General features: G+C 37.2%; 14 protein-coding genes and 1 pseudogene. 7 read left to right on the forward strand and 8 right to left on the reverse strand.

Annotated elements, in window-relative coordinates; all coding sequences use genetic code 11:
* Positions 1-246 precede the first annotated feature (246 nt).
* A complete protein-coding gene (locus BM143_RS05360) occupies positions 247-1,974 on the reverse strand; it encodes an ABC transporter ATP-binding protein (protein WP_051891376.1) in 1,728 nt (575 codons plus the stop codon).
* 225 nt (positions 1,975-2,199) lie between these two features.
* On the opposite strand from BM143_RS05360, the gene hmpA reads away from it, so the two are divergent.
* Positions 2,200-3,402 (forward strand): NO-inducible flavohemoprotein, encoded by a 1,203-nt coding sequence (gene hmpA / locus BM143_RS05365; protein ID WP_090023565.1) that lies wholly within the window; start codon positions 2,200-2,202, stop codon positions 3,400-3,402.
* A gap of 6 nt (positions 3,403-3,408) precedes the next feature.
* Positions 3,409-3,846: an Rrf2 family transcriptional regulator gene (locus tag BM143_RS05370; RefSeq protein WP_090023566.1), complete on the forward strand. Its 438-nt coding sequence runs from the start codon at positions 3,409-3,411 to the stop codon at positions 3,844-3,846.
* A gap of 543 nt (positions 3,847-4,389) precedes the next feature.
* Here BM143_RS05370 and lptB read toward each other — a convergent pair.
* Positions 4,390-5,115, reverse strand: a pseudogene (gene lptB, locus BM143_RS05375) (LPS export ABC transporter ATP-binding protein); the annotation flags it as partial.
* 358 nt (positions 5,116-5,473) lie between these two features.
* Between lptB and BM143_RS05380 the strand changes: the two are divergent.
* Both BM143_RS05380 and BM143_RS05385 read left to right on the forward strand, forming a co-directional pair.
* Positions 5,474-5,770 (forward strand): TM2 domain-containing protein, encoded by a 297-nt coding sequence (locus BM143_RS05380; RefSeq protein WP_090023567.1) that lies wholly within the window; start codon positions 5,474-5,476, stop codon positions 5,768-5,770.
* Between the two features lie 116 nt (positions 5,771-5,886).
* Entirely contained in the window at positions 5,887-6,615 is a 729-nt protein-coding gene (locus BM143_RS05385) for a hypothetical protein (protein WP_090023568.1), read from the forward strand.
* Between the two features lie 72 nt (positions 6,616-6,687).
* Here the strand turns inward: BM143_RS05385 and BM143_RS05390 are convergent, their stop codons facing one another.
* Positions 6,688-8,199, reverse strand: a complete 1,512-nt coding sequence (locus BM143_RS05390; protein ID WP_090023569.1) for a hypothetical protein — start codon at positions 8,197-8,199, stop codon at positions 6,688-6,690.
* A gap of 693 nt (positions 8,200-8,892) precedes the next feature.
* The gene (gene hemB, locus BM143_RS05400; protein ID WP_090023571.1) at positions 8,893-9,885 is read right to left on the reverse strand and encodes a porphobilinogen synthase; all 993 of its coding nucleotides are present in this window, start codon (positions 9,883-9,885) and stop codon (positions 8,893-8,895) included.
* Positions 9,886-10,003: 118 nt separating this feature from the next.
* Here hemB and BM143_RS05405 point away from each other — a divergent pair, with 118 nt between their 5' ends.
* The 3 genes from BM143_RS05405 (at position 10,004) to BM143_RS05415 (ending at position 12,686) form a co-directional block, all read left to right on the forward strand.
* On the forward strand, positions 10,004-10,354 hold the full coding sequence (locus BM143_RS05405; protein ID WP_090023572.1) for a T9SS type A sorting domain-containing protein: 351 nt from the start codon (positions 10,004-10,006) through the stop codon (positions 10,352-10,354).
* Positions 10,355-10,459: 105 nt separating this feature from the next.
* The gene (locus BM143_RS05410; protein WP_034731967.1) at positions 10,460-11,371 is read left to right on the forward strand and encodes an ABC transporter ATP-binding protein; all 912 of its coding nucleotides are present in this window, start codon (positions 10,460-10,462) and stop codon (positions 11,369-11,371) included.
* A gap of 4 nt (positions 11,372-11,375) precedes the next feature.
* Complete coding sequence (locus tag BM143_RS05415) at positions 11,376-12,686, forward strand: ABC transporter permease (protein ID WP_090023573.1); 1,311 nt, start codon at positions 11,376-11,378, stop codon at positions 12,684-12,686.
* A gap of 169 nt (positions 12,687-12,855) precedes the next feature.
* Here the strand turns inward: BM143_RS05415 and BM143_RS05420 are convergent, their stop codons facing one another.
* The 4 genes from BM143_RS05420 to efp all read right to left on the reverse strand — a co-directional run bounded on the left by BM143_RS05420 (position 12,856) and on the right by efp (position 16,055).
* The gene (locus BM143_RS05420) at positions 12,856-13,533 is read right to left on the reverse strand and encodes a porin family protein (RefSeq protein WP_090023574.1); all 678 of its coding nucleotides are present in this window, start codon (positions 13,531-13,533) and stop codon (positions 12,856-12,858) included.
* A 21-nt stretch (positions 13,534-13,554) separates the two neighbouring features.
* Positions 13,555-14,427, reverse strand: a complete 873-nt coding sequence (sucD, locus tag BM143_RS05425; protein WP_034704619.1) for a succinate--CoA ligase subunit alpha — start codon at positions 14,425-14,427, stop codon at positions 13,555-13,557.
* Positions 14,428-14,518: 91 nt separating this feature from the next.
* Complete coding sequence (locus BM143_RS05430) at positions 14,519-15,421, reverse strand: UDP-3-O-(3-hydroxymyristoyl)glucosamine N-acyltransferase (protein ID WP_090023575.1); 903 nt, start codon at positions 15,419-15,421, stop codon at positions 14,519-14,521.
* Between the two features lie 70 nt (positions 15,422-15,491).
* Positions 15,492-16,055, reverse strand: coding sequence for an elongation factor P (gene efp / locus BM143_RS05435; RefSeq protein WP_034729167.1), 564 nt, complete (start codon positions 16,053-16,055; stop codon positions 15,492-15,494).
* Positions 16,056-16,126 lie beyond the last annotated feature (71 nt).

The raw sequence follows: 16,126 nt of genomic DNA on the forward strand, positions 1-16,126 counted from the left end.
CTGAGTAAAAAGCATTTAAATCAATAAAGTCTGAAGTTGGTACTACGCAAAGACGCAAAAGTTTTTCCAACTAATGATGCTTTAAGGCGCAATGAGTATACCGCTGTCATTGCGAGGAGTGCAGCGACGAAGCAATTTAATCATCAACTTATAGCTGAAAATCTCTGATTTTCTTGCGCCTTAAAATATTTTCATTGTTAATCACGCCTTGCGCCCTAGCGTTTAAAACCTTACAAAAAAATAAAATCAATTATCCTTAAAAGAATTCACCAGTTTATCGAGATTTAAACTTCTGGCAGAAGCATCAAAGATTTCACGGTAAGTTCCGTTCAGCTGAACCAGATCATCATGAGTTCCGCTTTCCACTACCCTTCCTTTTTTCATTACATAAATTGTATCCGAATCTAAAATCTGTGACAGTGAGTGGGAAATAATAACCACCGTACGGCCTTCTTTAATAGCATCCAGCGAATTCTTGATCTGCTCCGTAGCAATAGCGTCCAGACTGGCGGTTGGCTCATCCAGGAAAATAATCGGTGGATTTTTCAGGAACAACCTGGCGATGGCAATTCTCTGCTGCTGCCCTCCCGAAAGCTGAGTGGCATCATGCTGATAACCATCAGGAAGATCCAGAATCTGATCATGCAGGTAGGCTTTTCTTGAAGCTTCCTGAATTTCTTCAAAACTGGCATTCATATCGCCATAACGGATATTATCTTCAATGCTTCCCTGGAAAATATGGTTTCTCTGAAGAACAAGACCTAAATCGTTTCTTAGAAAAGTATTATCAAATTCATTTAAATCAACTCCATCCAGTAGAATTTCTCCGGAATTTGGAAGATAGAATTTACAGAGCAGATTGATCACCGTTGATTTTCCGGCTCCGCTCAGCCCTACGAGTGCTGTAGTTTTTCCGTTCTCAATTTTCATAGAAACATCATGCAGAGCTTTTGTTCCGTTCGGATAAGTGAAGTCTACATTTTTTAATTCGAAATTTCCTTTGATCTGTTTTTCTACATAAGTTCCGTTCTGTTCTTTTTCATCATCAGCATTCAGGATCTCAAAATAGCCTTCTGCGTAGATCATCGCATCATTCATATCATCATAGATTCTGTGTAGCTGACGAATAGGAGCAGAAATATTATTGAACAGCATAATGTGAAGCATAATGGCTCCGATCGTCATCTGCTGATCCAACACCAGATACACAGTCAGAAGAATAATTAAAACCACTCCAAACTGCTCGATGAATGTTTTCAACCCATCATAAATAAAGTTGGTTTTTCTTGTGAACATCTGGCTTTCCATCAACTCCATCTGGAGGTCATACTGTTTTTTACCTTCAAATTTTTCACGGACAAAACTTTTGATCACCATAATAGAATTGATCAGATTCAATAACCCGGAAGTTTTTCTTTCCCTTTGATTTCTGAGCTGACGGCGTACTCCACCTAGTTTTTTTGCCTGCAATGAACTTATATAAAAATAGATCGGAACAATAATCGTAGAAACCATTCCGACATATACATTCTGCATGTACATAATGATCAGGGCTATGATGGCATTCGAAAATAAAGGCAGAATATCGATAAAGAAGTTCTGGACTAATTTGGTGAGACTTTCAATACCACGGTCTATCCTGATCTGCAGCTTTCCTGACTCGTGGTTCTCATCATTGAAATAGGCTACTCTGTACGAAAGGATCTTGTCGATAGCAGATTGGGCCAGTACGGAACTCACATTGATCCTTATTTTCTCCCCATAAAACTTCTGCCCGAAATTGATGAAAATGTTGAGCAATTCTTTTCCAAGTAAAATAATCGAGATCACCACCAGAATATGAATCCCTTCAGACATCGGGTGCGGAAGATGAGTAAGCGTAGTCACCTCATCCACCGTATATTTTAATACAAGGGGATTGACCTGTGCAGCAAGGGCACCTAAAAAAGTAAGAAACAGCGTCCCGTAAATCATTAAACGGTAAGGTCTGATAAATGGAACCAGCTGTTTATAGACTCCAAATAAGGTGACGGTTCTGTTGAAAGGTTTTGCCATGAGAATTCGTTAATCAAAATTTATGCATTTTTTGGGAGAAATCGCTGTCTTTTTCCAATAAATGTTTAAAATCATATTGTTGTATTTTAAATACAACAATTAAAAATCTTTTTGTAGATTTGTCTCATTATTAAATAAAACAAGATGAATTCGAACCAAAAAAAATTAGTCAAATCCACGGTACCCGTTTTAAAAACGAATGGTACAGATCTTACGAAACACTTTTATGCAAGAATGTTTAAGCATCATCCAGAGCTGAAAAACATTTTCAACATGAGCCATCAGGCCAGTGGAAAACAGCAGCACGCTTTGGCTGGCGCTGTCCTTGCTTATGCAGAACACATCGAAAATACTGAGGTCCTTATCAATGTTTTGAAGTCTATTGGCAATAAACATGTAAGTCTTAATATCAGTCCAGAGCAGTACGATATCGTTGGCCATCATTTAATTTCTTCCATTAAAGAAGTGCTGGGAGAAGCTGCCACCGATGAATTGATAGAAGCATGGACACAGGCTTATAATGAACTTGCCCAGATTATGATCTCCATTGAAGAAGACCTTTATCAGTCTACCCTTAAAAAAGAAGGAGGCTGGAAAGGCTGGAGAACCTTTGTGATTGCTGATATTGTCGAGGAAAGCAGTGAGGTTAAATCTTTCTATCTAAAACCAAAAGATCAGGGCTCCATCGCAGATTATCTTCCCGGACAGTATCTTTCTGTGAAATTATTTATCCCCGGGCTGGGCCATGAACAGGTGAGACAATACAGTCTTTCATCTGCATTTAATCCGGAATACTATAGGATATCTGTAAAAAAAGAGGTCCATCCAAACGCTCCGGAAGGTGCCGTTTCCAATGTCCTGCATCAGAAAAATACCGGTGATGAGATATGGGTAAGTGCTCCTTCAGGGGTATTCCATGCGGGTGTTGACGGTACTCAGCCGTTGGTATTGATCAGTGGTGGTATTGGAGTAACGCCGCTTCTTAGCATGCTTGAAACCAATAAAAACAAGCTTCAGGAAAATACAACCGTATGGCTTCACAGCTGCCGGAATGAAAAGGTTCACGCCTTCAAGGATCAGATCGACCTGCTGAATCAGGACAGCGACTGGTTAACTACTCATATTTTTTATGAAACGGTTTCAAAAAATGAAAATAATGCTATAAAAGAAGGAAGAATTGATGTAGCAGAACTCAAAGACGAGGTACTGATTGATGATGCAAAGTATTATATTTGTGGTCCGGAAGTCTTTATCAAAGTGCAGTATAATTCCCTTATCAAACTTGGAATTGCACAGGAAAATATTTTATTTGAAGAGTTTGGACCTCAATTACTTCATTTTAATTAATTATCAATGAAACTGAACCACTTTACCGATTACAGCCTGCGTGTCTTAATCTATCTCAACAAAAAGGACAAAAATGCTTCATCTTCTTTGGATGAGCTGTCCGGGGAGTTGGATATATTGCGCAATCATCTCATTAAGGTGGTTCAGTTTTTATCTAAAGAAGAACTTGTTATTACCAAAAGAGGGAAAAATGGTGGTATTATAATATCCGACAAAGCCCTCAATACAGGACTGGGCACGTTGATTCACCTGCTGGAACAGGACGACACGCCCGTCATCAACTGCCACTCCAAACCTTGTGTTTTTATGCCTTTCAGCTGTCAGTTGAAATTCTTTCTGGATACCGCTTATCAGGCATTTATTGATAGCATGAACCAGCACAGACTCTCTGATATTGTTTTTAATAACTGGGAAAGTATCTTTGCGGGCCGCCAAAATGTTTGATTTAGACATCAGATTTCAGACACGAGACGTGAGATTGAGAAATGTCAATGGTGAATTTTGCTACGCAAGTGAATGGTGAACGCTAGATTCAAGAACCAAGAGCCAAGATGTCAACTATAATCCTATTAACTTAATCTCTACGAACCAGCAAATGACAACCGGTTCGAAACTCTCAAACACTCTTACTCTCCGACTCTCAAACCCGAATTATCCTTCGTAGAAATAGGTTGTAAGGTAATGCAGTTCTGGTCTGCTGGCTGCTTTAGATTCAGCTTCCGCCTGCTCTAAAGTGTACTGAGAAGTCAGTTCCTTTCTTTGGAACACGAAAGAATTATTGGCGTTTTTATCCACCACTTCATTGAAGATATGTTCAATTTCTGAATTGGCAAGTGAAGCAAAACTGGCGTCCTCAAAACCGTACATCAATCTCAGATCATCAAACTGTCCGAAGTTTTCATCTACAAATCCCTGAAGCTGTGGTTTAGAATCAAAATTACCGGCCCAGATGTTATAGATGTATTTTTTCTTTTTCGGTTTGTCTAAAATACTCTGATACACAAAGTTTTCACCCAGATAAGCTTCTCTAACCTGCGGATCATTGGCAAGATCTTCCGGAAGTCCTTCTTTCAGGATCTTTCCTTCGAACATGATGTATGTTTTATTGGTAATAGCTAAGGTCTGCTGTACGTTGTGGTCGGTAATCAGGATGCCGATGTTTTTGTCTACCAAACTTCTTACAATCTTCTGGATATCTTCTACCGCAATCGGGTCTACCCCTGCAAAAGGCTCATCGAGAAGGATAAAGTTCGGGCTGGTAGCCAGACATCGTGCAATTTCGGTTCTACGTCTTTCTCCACCGGAAAGAAGGTCTCCTCTGTTTTTACGTACATGCTGAAGCGAGAATTCTTCAATCAGTTCATCACATTTGATCTGCTGTTCACGTTTTGAAAGCTTGGTCAGCTGTAACACGCCCATAATGTTTTCTTCTACAGACAGCTTTCTGAAAATCGAAGCTTCCTGTGCCAGATACCCGATTCCTTTCTGAGCCCGGCGATACATCGCATCTGTAGTGATTTCCTGCTTATCGAGAAAGATTTTCCCTGAAGTAGGCTTAACCAATCCCACGATCATATAAAACGAAGTGGTCTTTCCTGCTCCGTTAGGACCAAGCAAACCAACAATTTCTCCCTGTTGAACCTGTACAGAAACGCCTTTTACTACTTTTTTAGGACCGTATTCTTTGATTAAGTTTTCTCCTCGTAAAATCATAGGAGCAAAGATAAAGTTTTTTTGAATTCAAATTTTAGATTATAAACGCTATCCCCGGTTTTTTGATGGATTGGTTTTAATTTTATTAATCATTCGTATCAAATCTACTGGTACAAAATGTTGATCACATTGAAAAACTAAAGTATTTCACTCACTTGTTTAAACTTTTTGTTGGAAAAGCGCAAAGGAACGCAAGTTTTTTTTTCTAATTCGAATGCTTTAAGGCGCGAGGATTTTATCTTCGATAAAATTGTAGACCGTTCAATAGACCAATTAAAAGTTTAAACAAATGTAACTCTCTCGATTTTTCTTCGACGTATTGGGAAATTATTTTATTCATCACCAAAAAAGATTAACAATGGAAAATTACGGTTATACTAAAACAGACGGCACACAAAACCAGCAGCAAAGTAATGTTCCTTACCGTTCGGAAAAGAAAATTCCTGCGGCATTATTAGGAATTCTCGTAGGCTGGCTGGCTCTAAATAAATTTTATCTGGGCTATACCAAAGAAGGCGTTATTCAGATTGTTCTGAATATTGTGACTCTCGGAGCGGCTTCCATCATTCCTTTTATTGAGGGGATTTTATACCTGTTTATGAGTGATAAGCAGTTTGACGACACCTATGTGTATGGAAAAAAAGGATGGCTTTAATGATGGGATGATTTGATGATGGGATAATTTGACGATGGGATGATTCGTTGATATGGACATTTTCATTTTTGTTTTATTTCCTTATTTTTATACACCAAATCAAGAATCAAAATACTATGGAAAATAATCAGGAGCTGACCGATCTGCTTGCGCTGGACCTGGGTGTCAATATTGTTAACAGAAGGCCTTATGCCAAGGAAGTTTTTAAATGGCAGGATATGGATCTTCTCCCCCATTCATCATCAGACACTTTGCTGTGTGAAATCTTTGAATGGAACGGAAGAAACTGGAGAACTACGGAAAACAACCTTATCGGATTTCTTTTTTCCGGAGATGTTCTCAGTAAGGTAAAAGAACAGCTGGTGAATACACCGAAACACCCTGCGCTTATTCCGGATTTTGAATTCACAAAAGACAGCATGGTTGAATATGGTCTGTCGCTGCCTTCGTTATTTAACATCGGAGTCAATGGAAATATCAAAAATGCCACTAACTTTTCAGTGAGAGTTAATGGAGTGACTAAATCAAGAGTCACTAATATTGATTCCCCAGGAATTGAAATTTTGAAAAACTATTCCCAGTTTACCCAGGACAAATCCAAAACATACCGAAAGAATATCAAATTCAATTATCTGAGTACTTCTCTTTTTTATGCGGAAAGTGTAGAGATTTTTCTTGAAAAAGAATCAGGTGTGGGACTGGACGTCAGTTTCCAGACTACAGACGTGGAAGTAGATGCTAAAATAGACACGGATACGAAAAAACATTTTGTCTTAAAATATTCCGGAAATCAGGCTCCTTTTGCGGCTAAATTTACCAAAGGAAAAGATTTCAACATCATGTAAAAATTACAGAAAAGATGAATCGTGTATTTTAATTGATCCATGATTCATCTCTTTATATTTTTAGAATTCAATCTAATTAACAGGTCCATAAATCGTGAAAAATTTATTTTTCTTGATAATTTTCCTTGTTTTTGTTATCTCAACTGTAAACGAACTTTTATAAAACCCTTTATTGTATACTTTGATTTGCTCATTATCAATGGCAAATACACTATCCTTCAATTTGAAAAAATCTTTTCTCCAGCTAGGATACTCCACATCCATTTCCCATGAAGCGCGGTTTATATAATTTTTATAAATCACATCTAAAATAGGTGATCCGGGGAGAAAAATAATATTCTCATATTCCGATCGAATCATTTTTGCTTCTGATAGATATTGATATTCATTCTCTGAAATCAGCAATCCCGAAACAGTTGGTAGTTTTTTAGTAAAAACATGAGTGGAGGAAAAGATACTTTTTGATTGGTAAGGATACAATAGTCTGTAAAGTGAAAATACGCCTAAACAAATTATATACATAGGAAAAACCAGTTTTGATCTGTCTATAAATTTATATAGCATAATAAACATAAAGAAAAAAGGAGAATTTGCTCCCCACGAAATAGAAGCAGACCATCCTAAAAATAGCAGAAAAAATATAAACTTATTCTGGAAATCATATTTTACAAATAAAATAACCACAAGTAAAAATACTGAATGTACCCCTTTATATACTCCGTTATTGAAAAAAGGATAGATAATAAGTCCAATAAATATGATCAATACTCCTACTTCTGCATATTTCTTCTTAATATCAAGAAAATACAGCAATACTAGAAAATAGAAAAACAATACATTATTCAGTTTAATTTTAAACAAATAGGGAGCAATACCATTTTCATAAAATCCAGATGTCATAGAAAAATTAAAAACCTGATTCAAAAAAAGGTGAAAGTTTTTTACAATTTGATAATGATAAACGACAAAAAGAAGAAATATGACAGAAAATATGAAAATGATAATATCCTTTTTATGAAATGGCACCTTTTTATAAAAATCTTTTACGATCATCATAAAAATACCCAAGCCAAAAATAAAAAAAGACTGCTTCGTAAGACAGGCAAAAGCTAAAAAAATCAATGCACTGAATATCCATTTTTTCTTATAAAAATACAATGATATCGTTCCGAAAAATATTCCGTCTATTGTATGCCAAGGCAATATAGAAAATGTCCCTAAAAAACAGATCAGTAAAAGAAGACTTACATCACAGCGCACTTTATCAAAAATAATTTTTTGGATAAAGACAGCGATAATAAGACTTTGAATGACTACAAGGAGCCGGGTAATCAAGATAAAATACGATGTCGTCCCGGGAATGAATTTAAGAAGATAATCCCAAAAGACCAACCCCAAAAAAGGTCTTATATAATCAAAATCTTTATAAATAATCTGCCCTTCCTGTAATCTTCCAATCATTGATGGGATAAAACCGAGGTCAAAAAGATCAATTGAATAGATGCATATAAAAATGATATATAAAGCTGATAAAAGCAACATGACATTCATCTTTACATTGCTTTTTGTAAATAAAAAAACCATAAAAATCTATAATTTGAAATCGAGCCAGAACTTATTAATGCTGGCCATGTTAAATTGAAAATGGAATCGTATCAGTAGAGGAATATATTCAGGGGTCTTCACAATAAATAGAATTACTAAAGGATAGTTTTACCCTGTCAAAAGTCAAATACCAATTAATAATCGTTTGATTATTATTCATATTTTACTTGACTTAAAATCAGAAAAAACGCTTCACGCCTCTCCTGAAAAATAGTTTTTCCCCATTTCTCCGTATTTGTATTATTGTACAATTTTAGAGATTGAAAAAAACATTTCAAAATAGTTTTGGCAAATAATTTTATTCTAAAAAAAACAGACAACACAGTCAAATTAAAATTATCCGTTAATGTTTTAATTAAACCATTTTTAATTTTATAAAAAAAATAAAAAATGCATTTAATTGTGTTTTTAGATAAAAAAAACAAAATTAAATTTCATAATCATCAAATTTCATTTCATTTAAATTTTACACGTATACTCTAAATAAAACTATTTTTTTTTCACAAACTCCATGCGACCAGAAGGGAGGCAGTCAGAAAATTGAACAAAAAAAAAGACCATTCAGAGAACAGTCTTTATAAATTACTAAAGATATTTAAAATCAGTATGGGTGGCTGATGATTCCTTTACGTCATTTGCGTAATTATGATCATCATTTTTAATAAAAATTAATTAATATTTTCCAAGAATCATCGCTGCTTCTTTGGCAAAATAAGTAAAAATCAGGTCAGCTCCGGCTCTCTTGAAACATGTAAGACTTTCAATGATTGTTTTGTCATTATCCAGCCATCCGTTCTGTGCTGCAGCCTTTACCATGGCATATTCTCCGCTTACGTTATAAACCGCGATCGGAAGATCAATAGCTTCACGTACTTTAGAAACGATATCCAGATAAGGAAGTCCCGGTTTGATCATGATGATATCAGCCCCTTCATCAATATCTTTAAATACTTCGTTCAAAGCTTCGCGGGAATTGTGAAAGTCCATCTGATAAGTCTTTTTATCTTTCGGGATTTCCACATTCTCTTTCGGAGCACTGTCCAAAGCACTTCTGAATGGTCCATAGAAAGAACTTGCGTATTTTGCAGCATAGCTCACAATTCCGACATCGGTAAATCCAGTTTCCTCCAAAGCTTCACGGATCGCCAGAACTCTTCCGTCCATCATATCACTTGGCGCCACAAGGTCAGCTCCTGCTTCAGCGTGTGATACAGACATTCTTGCCAGTGCATCATTGGTAGCATCATTCATGATCTTTCCGTTTTCAATGATTCCGTCGTGTCCGTAGATTGAATAAGGATCCAAAGCTACATCCGGCATTACAATCATTCCAGGAACGGCATCTTTGATCGCTTTGATCGTCTGCTGCATCAGTCCGTCTTTGTTCCAGGCCTCTTTTCCGGTATTGTCTTTAAGATGTTCTGACACCTTCATGTACAGATTGACAGATTTTACTCCCAAAGAAAATAATTCCTTACATTCCTTCACCGTTAAATCTATGCTCCTCCTGAAAATTCCCGGCATAGACGGGATTGCTTCCTGCTGGTTTTCGCCCTCCATTACGAAGATTGGCATTACAAAATCATCAGTCGTAAGGATGTTTTCTCTTACTAAACTTCTGATAGATTCATTAACTCTAAGTCTTCTATTTCTTGAATGTATCATTTTGGAATACTTTTTGAATAAGTTTCTACAAATTTACTACAACTTATATAAAAAACTATTGTATAGAATTGTAGAATTGTTTATTTTTGTTTCAATACATTCGAGAAATTATAATTTGATGAAAAAACTTTTACTTTTATTTATATTTATTGGCGCTTTCGTTGGGTTTTCCAACAATATGCAAGCACAGCTGAGAGAGCCGGGTTCCCCTACACAGAAGTCTGATGATGGTGTATTGGTAGCTTACCCAAATCCTGCGAAAGATTTCCTTCTGATCAAAGCAAAAGATGCTGCTTTAAAGATCAAAAGTGTTACTTTCTATTCCATTCTTGGAACACAGGTAGCCAATTATTCTGTCAACATGAACTCCGGAGAGATCAATATTGAAAAATTAAAACCCGGAAAATACTTGATTCGCTATATTTTAAGCGATAATACCCAAAAGGTTACGCAAATCGTAAAACAATAAAAATTAAATCCTGATAATCATCAGGATTTTTTCTTTTACATCAATTCTCCCTTAATATTTCCGTAAATTTAGGGACTTTTTTATACTCATTATAAAAACAATTGAATGCTTAAAGCTGAACATATCAGAAAGACCTATAGTTCCGGGAAAAAAGTAGCATTGGATGATTTCAGCATCCATGTACCCCAGGGAAGTATTTATGGTCTTCTAGGTCCGAACGGAGCCGGAAAAACTTCTTTTATCCGTATCATCAACCAAATTACCCAGGCAGATTCCGGAGATGTATTCATCAATGGCAACAGGCTTAATCCAACACACATCAGAGATATCGGCTATATGCCTGAAGAAAGAGGTCTGTACAAAAACATGAGTGTGGGTGATCAGATTCTTTATTTCGGGGAACTGAAAGGAATGACCAAAAATGATGCTTTGAATGAAGCCAAAAAATGGTTTGAAAAACTGAACATCGACCAGTGGTGGAAAAAGAAACTGTCTGAACTTTCAAAAGGGATGGCACAGAAGATCCAGTTTGTGGTAACCGTTCTTCACCGTCCTCACCTGTTGATCCTTGATGAACCTTTTTCAGGTTTTGACCCGGTAAATGCCAATTTAATTAAAGACCAGATCATCGATCTTAAAAATAACGGAACTACGATTATCCTTTCTACCCACAGAATGGAAAGTGTTGAGGAAATGTGTGATTATGTTGCACTGATCAACAATTCCAAGAAGATTATTGACGGAAGGGTTTTCGATGTAAGAGAAAAGTTTAAGAAGAATATTTTTGGGGTTACTCTTTCTGAAGTGGATGAAGCTCAGTTTAACAGCTTCAAAGGCAACCATGAGATTTTTAATTTCACCCACGAAAATAACCTCATCTCTTTTGATCTGAAAAATGAAAGCGGGCAGAACGATATCCTTCTGGATCTTGTGAATGTAGGAAAAGTAAGATCATTCGACGAAAGAATTCCGAGCATGAATGAAGTGTTTATTAATGCCGTAAGTAATCATTCTTAATTTTATGAACAATATTTATTTAATTACAAAAAGGGAATTTCTTACGCAGGTTAAGAAAAAATCCTTCATTATATTAACGCTGCTCGCGCCTCTTTTACTGGTTGGTTTTGGAGCCGTAATCGGGTTGATGTTCAAAGCCAATGAATCTCACAGCATCATTGAAGTTGTAGATAAAAGCGGACTTTTTAAAGACCAGCTGAAATCGAATGACAAACTGAATTATGTATTTGTTTCCGCAGCAGATGAGAAAGCAAAAATCAACAATCTTAAAGACAATGAATCTCTGGATGGTATTCTGATCCTTCCCGAGCTTAAAGATCATGATTACACCAACCTTGAAAACAGCACGAGACTTATCGTTAATGCCAAGATGGGCTTTGATACGAAGCAGAAGATCGTTTCGGATATCACAGATGTCATCAAAAAGGAAAAAATCAAGCAACTTGGCATAGAAGAATCCCAATTAAACAGCCTTGATAAAAGCTTTACTTTAAAAACGATTAATGTTTCCAATAACAATAAGGAAGACTCTGACCTTGCTTTCGGTGTAAAGAGTGGCCTAAGCATCCTTCTGATGTATGTAACGTTTATGTTCATCATCATTTATGGAGTAAGGGTAATGAGAAGCGTTCTTGAGGAGAAAAACAACCGAGTGGTAGAGATCATTATTTCATCCGTTAAGCCTTTTGAACTGATGATGGGTAAAATATTAGGCGTAACCCTGGTCGCTCTGACTCAGTTTCTGATCTGGATCTCAATGTCTGTAGTAGGAGCACTGGTTTTGAATACAGGATTCGCTTCTTTCCAGAAAAATATTCCCGGAGGTAATGAAGCACTGGCCAGCAAACTGGACATCGCACAGATCGCGACACAGATTTCTCACAGTCTTTTAGAACTGAATTTCCCGCTGATTATTTTTGTATTCATCGTATTCTTCCTTTTAGGCTATATTTTCTACAGTTCAATTTATGCCGCTATCGGCTCTGCAGTGGATAATGAAACAGAGACGCAGCAATTCACTTTATTTGCGATTTTACCTCTTACTTTAGGGATGTATGGAAGTTTTTCACTAATGAACAATCCTGACGGTCCTTTGGGCTTCTGGCTGTCTATCATTCCATTCACTTCACCGGTTGCTATGATTGCAAGAATACCGTTCGGTGTTCCGGCGTGGCAGATTGCTTTATCTATTGCCTTACTGTTGGGGACTACTATTTTCATGATATTCTTAGCCGGAAAGATCTACCGGGTAGGGATTCTGATGTATGGAAATAAGGCGACCTTGAAGGAGATCTGGAAATGGATCAGAGGATGATGGACTAAGGGTTTGGAAGCCAGAAGATGGAGGATGGAAATACTGGAACAGATTCCAGTTGTTCTTTATACCTTCAATAACTTCTCTCTTCCAACTTCATCACATTATACAAAACAAAAATCCCGGAAATTAATTTCCGGGATTTTTTATGTCTGAATAACTTGTTATTCTATTTGAAGATATAGCTTAAGCTAAGGCTGATCACCTGCTCAGACTTGCCTTTGTTAGTACCTCCTATGTCTTTGGCAAGATCAGGATAGGTATCTGAAAGACCAAGGTCATATTTAAGTGCTACTTCCAGCTGTCTTTTGTAGCTATACCCTATTCCTAATCCAAGGGCGAAATTAAAGCTTGCTGCTTTTCCGCTAACTCCTGCAGGATATTTAGAGTCTGTAACCACATAATCCGGGTCATAATAAGGTCTTCCTACCGGTGCATTTTTAACATTCTGACTCATCAGGAAGTTAAATCTTGGTCCAATCATTCCAAAGAATTCTGATTCAGCCTCAGAAAAATATCCTTTAAAATAAATGGGCACACTCAGATAGTTGTTACCATATACTGCATCATAACCGTCTTTTCCTTTAGCATCTTTATCTTTCCCCGTTTCTCCTGCACCATAGTACACGACCTCCGGCTGTAAATAAAACTGGTTGGATTTTCCGATCGGGATAAGAGCTAAAGCTCCACCCTGAAACGCGTATTTCGGACCAGAAGGATTATGGGCATTTCTTACTCTGGAATAGTTACCTCCTGCCGTGACACCAAATCTTGTACTTTTAAAGTCGATCTGGGCGAAAGACAGTGTGGAAAGGGTCAATGCTGAGGTTAATAAAAGTTTTTTCATATGTTTTGTTTTGTATAGCTATTATCCAAGAACTTTAGCAACGGTAACTCCGATATCAGCAGGAGAATCTACTACGTTGATTCCGTTCTCTCTCATGATCTGCATTTTAGCCTGAGCAGTATCTTCATCACCTCCTACGATAGCACCAGCGTGTCCCATAGTTCTTCCTTTTGGAGCAGTTTGTCCAGCGATAAATCCTACAACCGGCTTAGTAGATCCACTAGCTTTGTACCATCTTGCAGCTTCAGCCTCAAGACCACCACCGATTTCACCGATCATTACTACTGCTTCAGTTTCAGGGTCGTTGATGAATAATTCAAGAGCTTCTCTTGTCGTAGTTCCGATGATTGGGTCACCACCGATACCAATTGCTGTAGAAACACCGTAACCTGCTTTTACTACCTGGTCAGCAGCTTCATAAGTAAGGGTACCTGATTTTGAAACGATACCTACTTTACCTTTTTTGAAAACGAATCCTGGCATAATACCAATTTTAGCTTCTTCAGAAGTAATGATTCCCGGACAGTTTGGACCGATTAATCTGCAGTCTCTGTCAGCGATGTAAGATTTTACTTTCACCATATCCGCTACAGGAATACCTTCAGTAATACATACGATAACTTTGATCCCTGCTTCAGCAGCTTCCATGATCGCATCAGCAGCGAATGCAGGTGGTACGAAAATGATACTTACGTTAGCTCCAGCTTTTTCAACAGCGTCAGCTACTGTATTAAATACAGGTTTTCCTAAGTGCTCAGATCCTCCTTTGCCTGGAGTTACTCCTCCTACTACGTTGGTTCCGTATTCAATCATCTGACCTGCGTGGAAAGTACCTTCGTTCCCTGTAAATCCTTGTACAATTACTTTAGAATCTTTGTTTACTAAAATTGACATTTTATTGATGTTTTAATTTATTTAAATATTTTATTAATGCTCACAAATTTACTTATTTTTCTTTGATTTTGGACAAAACCAAGAGAATAGTTTATTTGAGATTTCTCAGCTTTACTTCTTTTTTCAGATAGCCTTTAAAATCTTCTGCAAACATCCCGATATAGGTGCCTTTTTTAAGATCTCTGTTCACTCCTGTTTTACCAAGAATGACAGATCCCGCCTCGATTTTGTTGCCGGAAGCGATACCCACTTGGCCCCAAAGGGTCACCTCATCTCCAATTACACAGCATCCTGCGATGCCCACCTGGGATGCGATCAGGCATTTTTTTCCGATCACTGTATCATGACCGATCTGGATTTGATTATCCAAAACAGACCCTTCTCCGATCACCGTAGAATCCGTAACACCCCTATCGATGGTACAGTTGTTTCCGATCTCCACATTGTTTTCGATAATGACATTTCCAACAGAGATCAGACGGTCAAAATTACCGTTCAGTTTTCTGTAGTAAAATGCATCACCACCCAAAACAGTTCCGGACTGGATGATGACATTATCACCTATTTCAGTTCTGTCACCAATCACTACATTAGGAAAGATCAGGCTGTTTTTCCCGATCTTCACATTGTTTCCAATCACTGCGGATGAGTGGATTCTTGTCCCCTCTCCTATTTCAGCATCATGAAGTTCTTCCGTGAAATTATATATTCTCGTAAAGTGAGTATTGATCTTATTGAAGTCTCCGAAAGGATCTTCAGAAACCAAAAGGGCTTTTCCTTCCGGACATTCTACCTTTTTGTCAATAAGGATGATCGTAGCGGCAGAATTCAGCGCTTTATCGTAATATTTCGGATGGTTGACAAAAACAATGTCACCCGGTTTTACCATGTGAATTTCATTGGTTCCCAATACTTCAAAGTCTTCGGGACCCACAAATTCTGAGCCTATTAATTCGGCAATCGTTTTAAGCTTTTGCGGAGAGTGGAATCTCATAACAATAGATTTTCTTATAAAAACAAAATTCGGACTGCTAGTGCAAACCGAATTTATGTAAATTTTATGATTATTTTACTCTTTCTAAGTAGCTACCGTCTTCAGTGTTTACTTTGATTTTGTCACCTGGCTCGATGAATAATGGAACCATTACTCTCGCACCGGTTTCAACGATTGAGTTCTTAAGAGCATTCGTTGCGGTGTTTCCTTTTACACCCGGATCAGCTTCGATTACTTCCAGATAAACTGACTGAGGAAGTTCTGCAGAAAGCGGAGTTTCGTCAGCTTCTTTCAAAATGATCGTTACTTCTTCGCCAGCTTTCATAAACTGAGAGTTTTCGATCATCTCTTTATTTAGATACAATTGAGAGAAGTCATCATTATTCATGAAGTGAAAACCATTCTCATCATCATAAAGATACTGGAATTTTCTGGTGATTACTTTTACTTCATCAATTTTGTGTCCTGCAGAGAAAGTATTGTCAAGAACTTTTCCGTTCGTTACCGATTTTAGTTTTGTTCTTACGAAAGCAGGTCCTTTCCCTGGCTTTACGTGCATAAATTCAACTACTTTGAAAATATCATTGCTAAACTCGATGCAAAGTCCTTTTCTTATATCGTTACTTGTTGCCATTAATGTATGTTATCTTTTTTATTTTAGTTTTTATTGCGGTCAATAATTAAATATTGATATCCGTCTTTTTT

The organism is Chryseobacterium oleae, assembly GCF_900115055.1.
In the GTDB taxonomy this organism is placed as follows: domain Bacteria; phylum Bacteroidota; class Bacteroidia; order Flavobacteriales; family Weeksellaceae; genus Chryseobacterium; species Chryseobacterium oleae.

Coding starts and splice junctions, on each gene's coding strand:
- BM143_RS05360 (WP_051891376.1), bottom strand. CDS start 1,974: ATGATTTACGGGACGCTGTTTCTTACTTTTTTAGGTGCCCTTGCTGCA.
- hmpA (WP_090023565.1), top strand. CDS start 2,200: ATGAATTCGAACCAAAAAAAATTAGTCAAATCCACGGTACCCGTTTTA.
- BM143_RS05370 (WP_090023566.1), top strand. CDS start 3,409: ATGAAACTGAACCACTTTACCGATTACAGCCTGCGTGTCTTAATCTAT.
- BM143_RS05380 (WP_090023567.1), top strand. CDS start 5,474: ATGGAAAATTACGGTTATACTAAAACAGACGGCACACAAAACCAGCAG.
- BM143_RS05385 (WP_090023568.1), top strand. CDS start 5,887: ATGGAAAATAATCAGGAGCTGACCGATCTGCTTGCGCTGGACCTGGGT.
- BM143_RS05390 (WP_090023569.1), bottom strand. CDS start 8,199: ATGGTTTTTTTATTTACAAAAAGCAATGTAAAGATGAATGTCATGTTG.
- hemB (WP_090023571.1), bottom strand. CDS start 9,885: ATGATACATTCAAGAAATAGAAGACTTAGAGTTAATGAATCTATCAGA.
- BM143_RS05405 (WP_090023572.1), top strand. CDS start 10,004: ATGAAAAAACTTTTACTTTTATTTATATTTATTGGCGCTTTCGTTGGG.
- BM143_RS05410 (WP_034731967.1), top strand. CDS start 10,460: ATGCTTAAAGCTGAACATATCAGAAAGACCTATAGTTCCGGGAAAAAA.
- BM143_RS05415 (WP_090023573.1), top strand. CDS start 11,376: ATGAACAATATTTATTTAATTACAAAAAGGGAATTTCTTACGCAGGTT.
- BM143_RS05420 (WP_090023574.1), bottom strand. CDS start 13,533: ATGAAAAAACTTTTATTAACCTCAGCATTGACCCTTTCCACACTGTCT.
- sucD (WP_034704619.1), bottom strand. CDS start 14,427: ATGTCAATTTTAGTAAACAAAGATTCTAAAGTAATTGTACAAGGATTT.
- BM143_RS05430 (WP_090023575.1), bottom strand. CDS start 15,421: ATGAGATTCCACTCTCCGCAAAAGCTTAAAACGATTGCCGAATTAATA.
- efp (WP_034729167.1), bottom strand. CDS start 16,055: ATGGCAACAAGTAACGATATAAGAAAAGGACTTTGCATCGAGTTTAGC.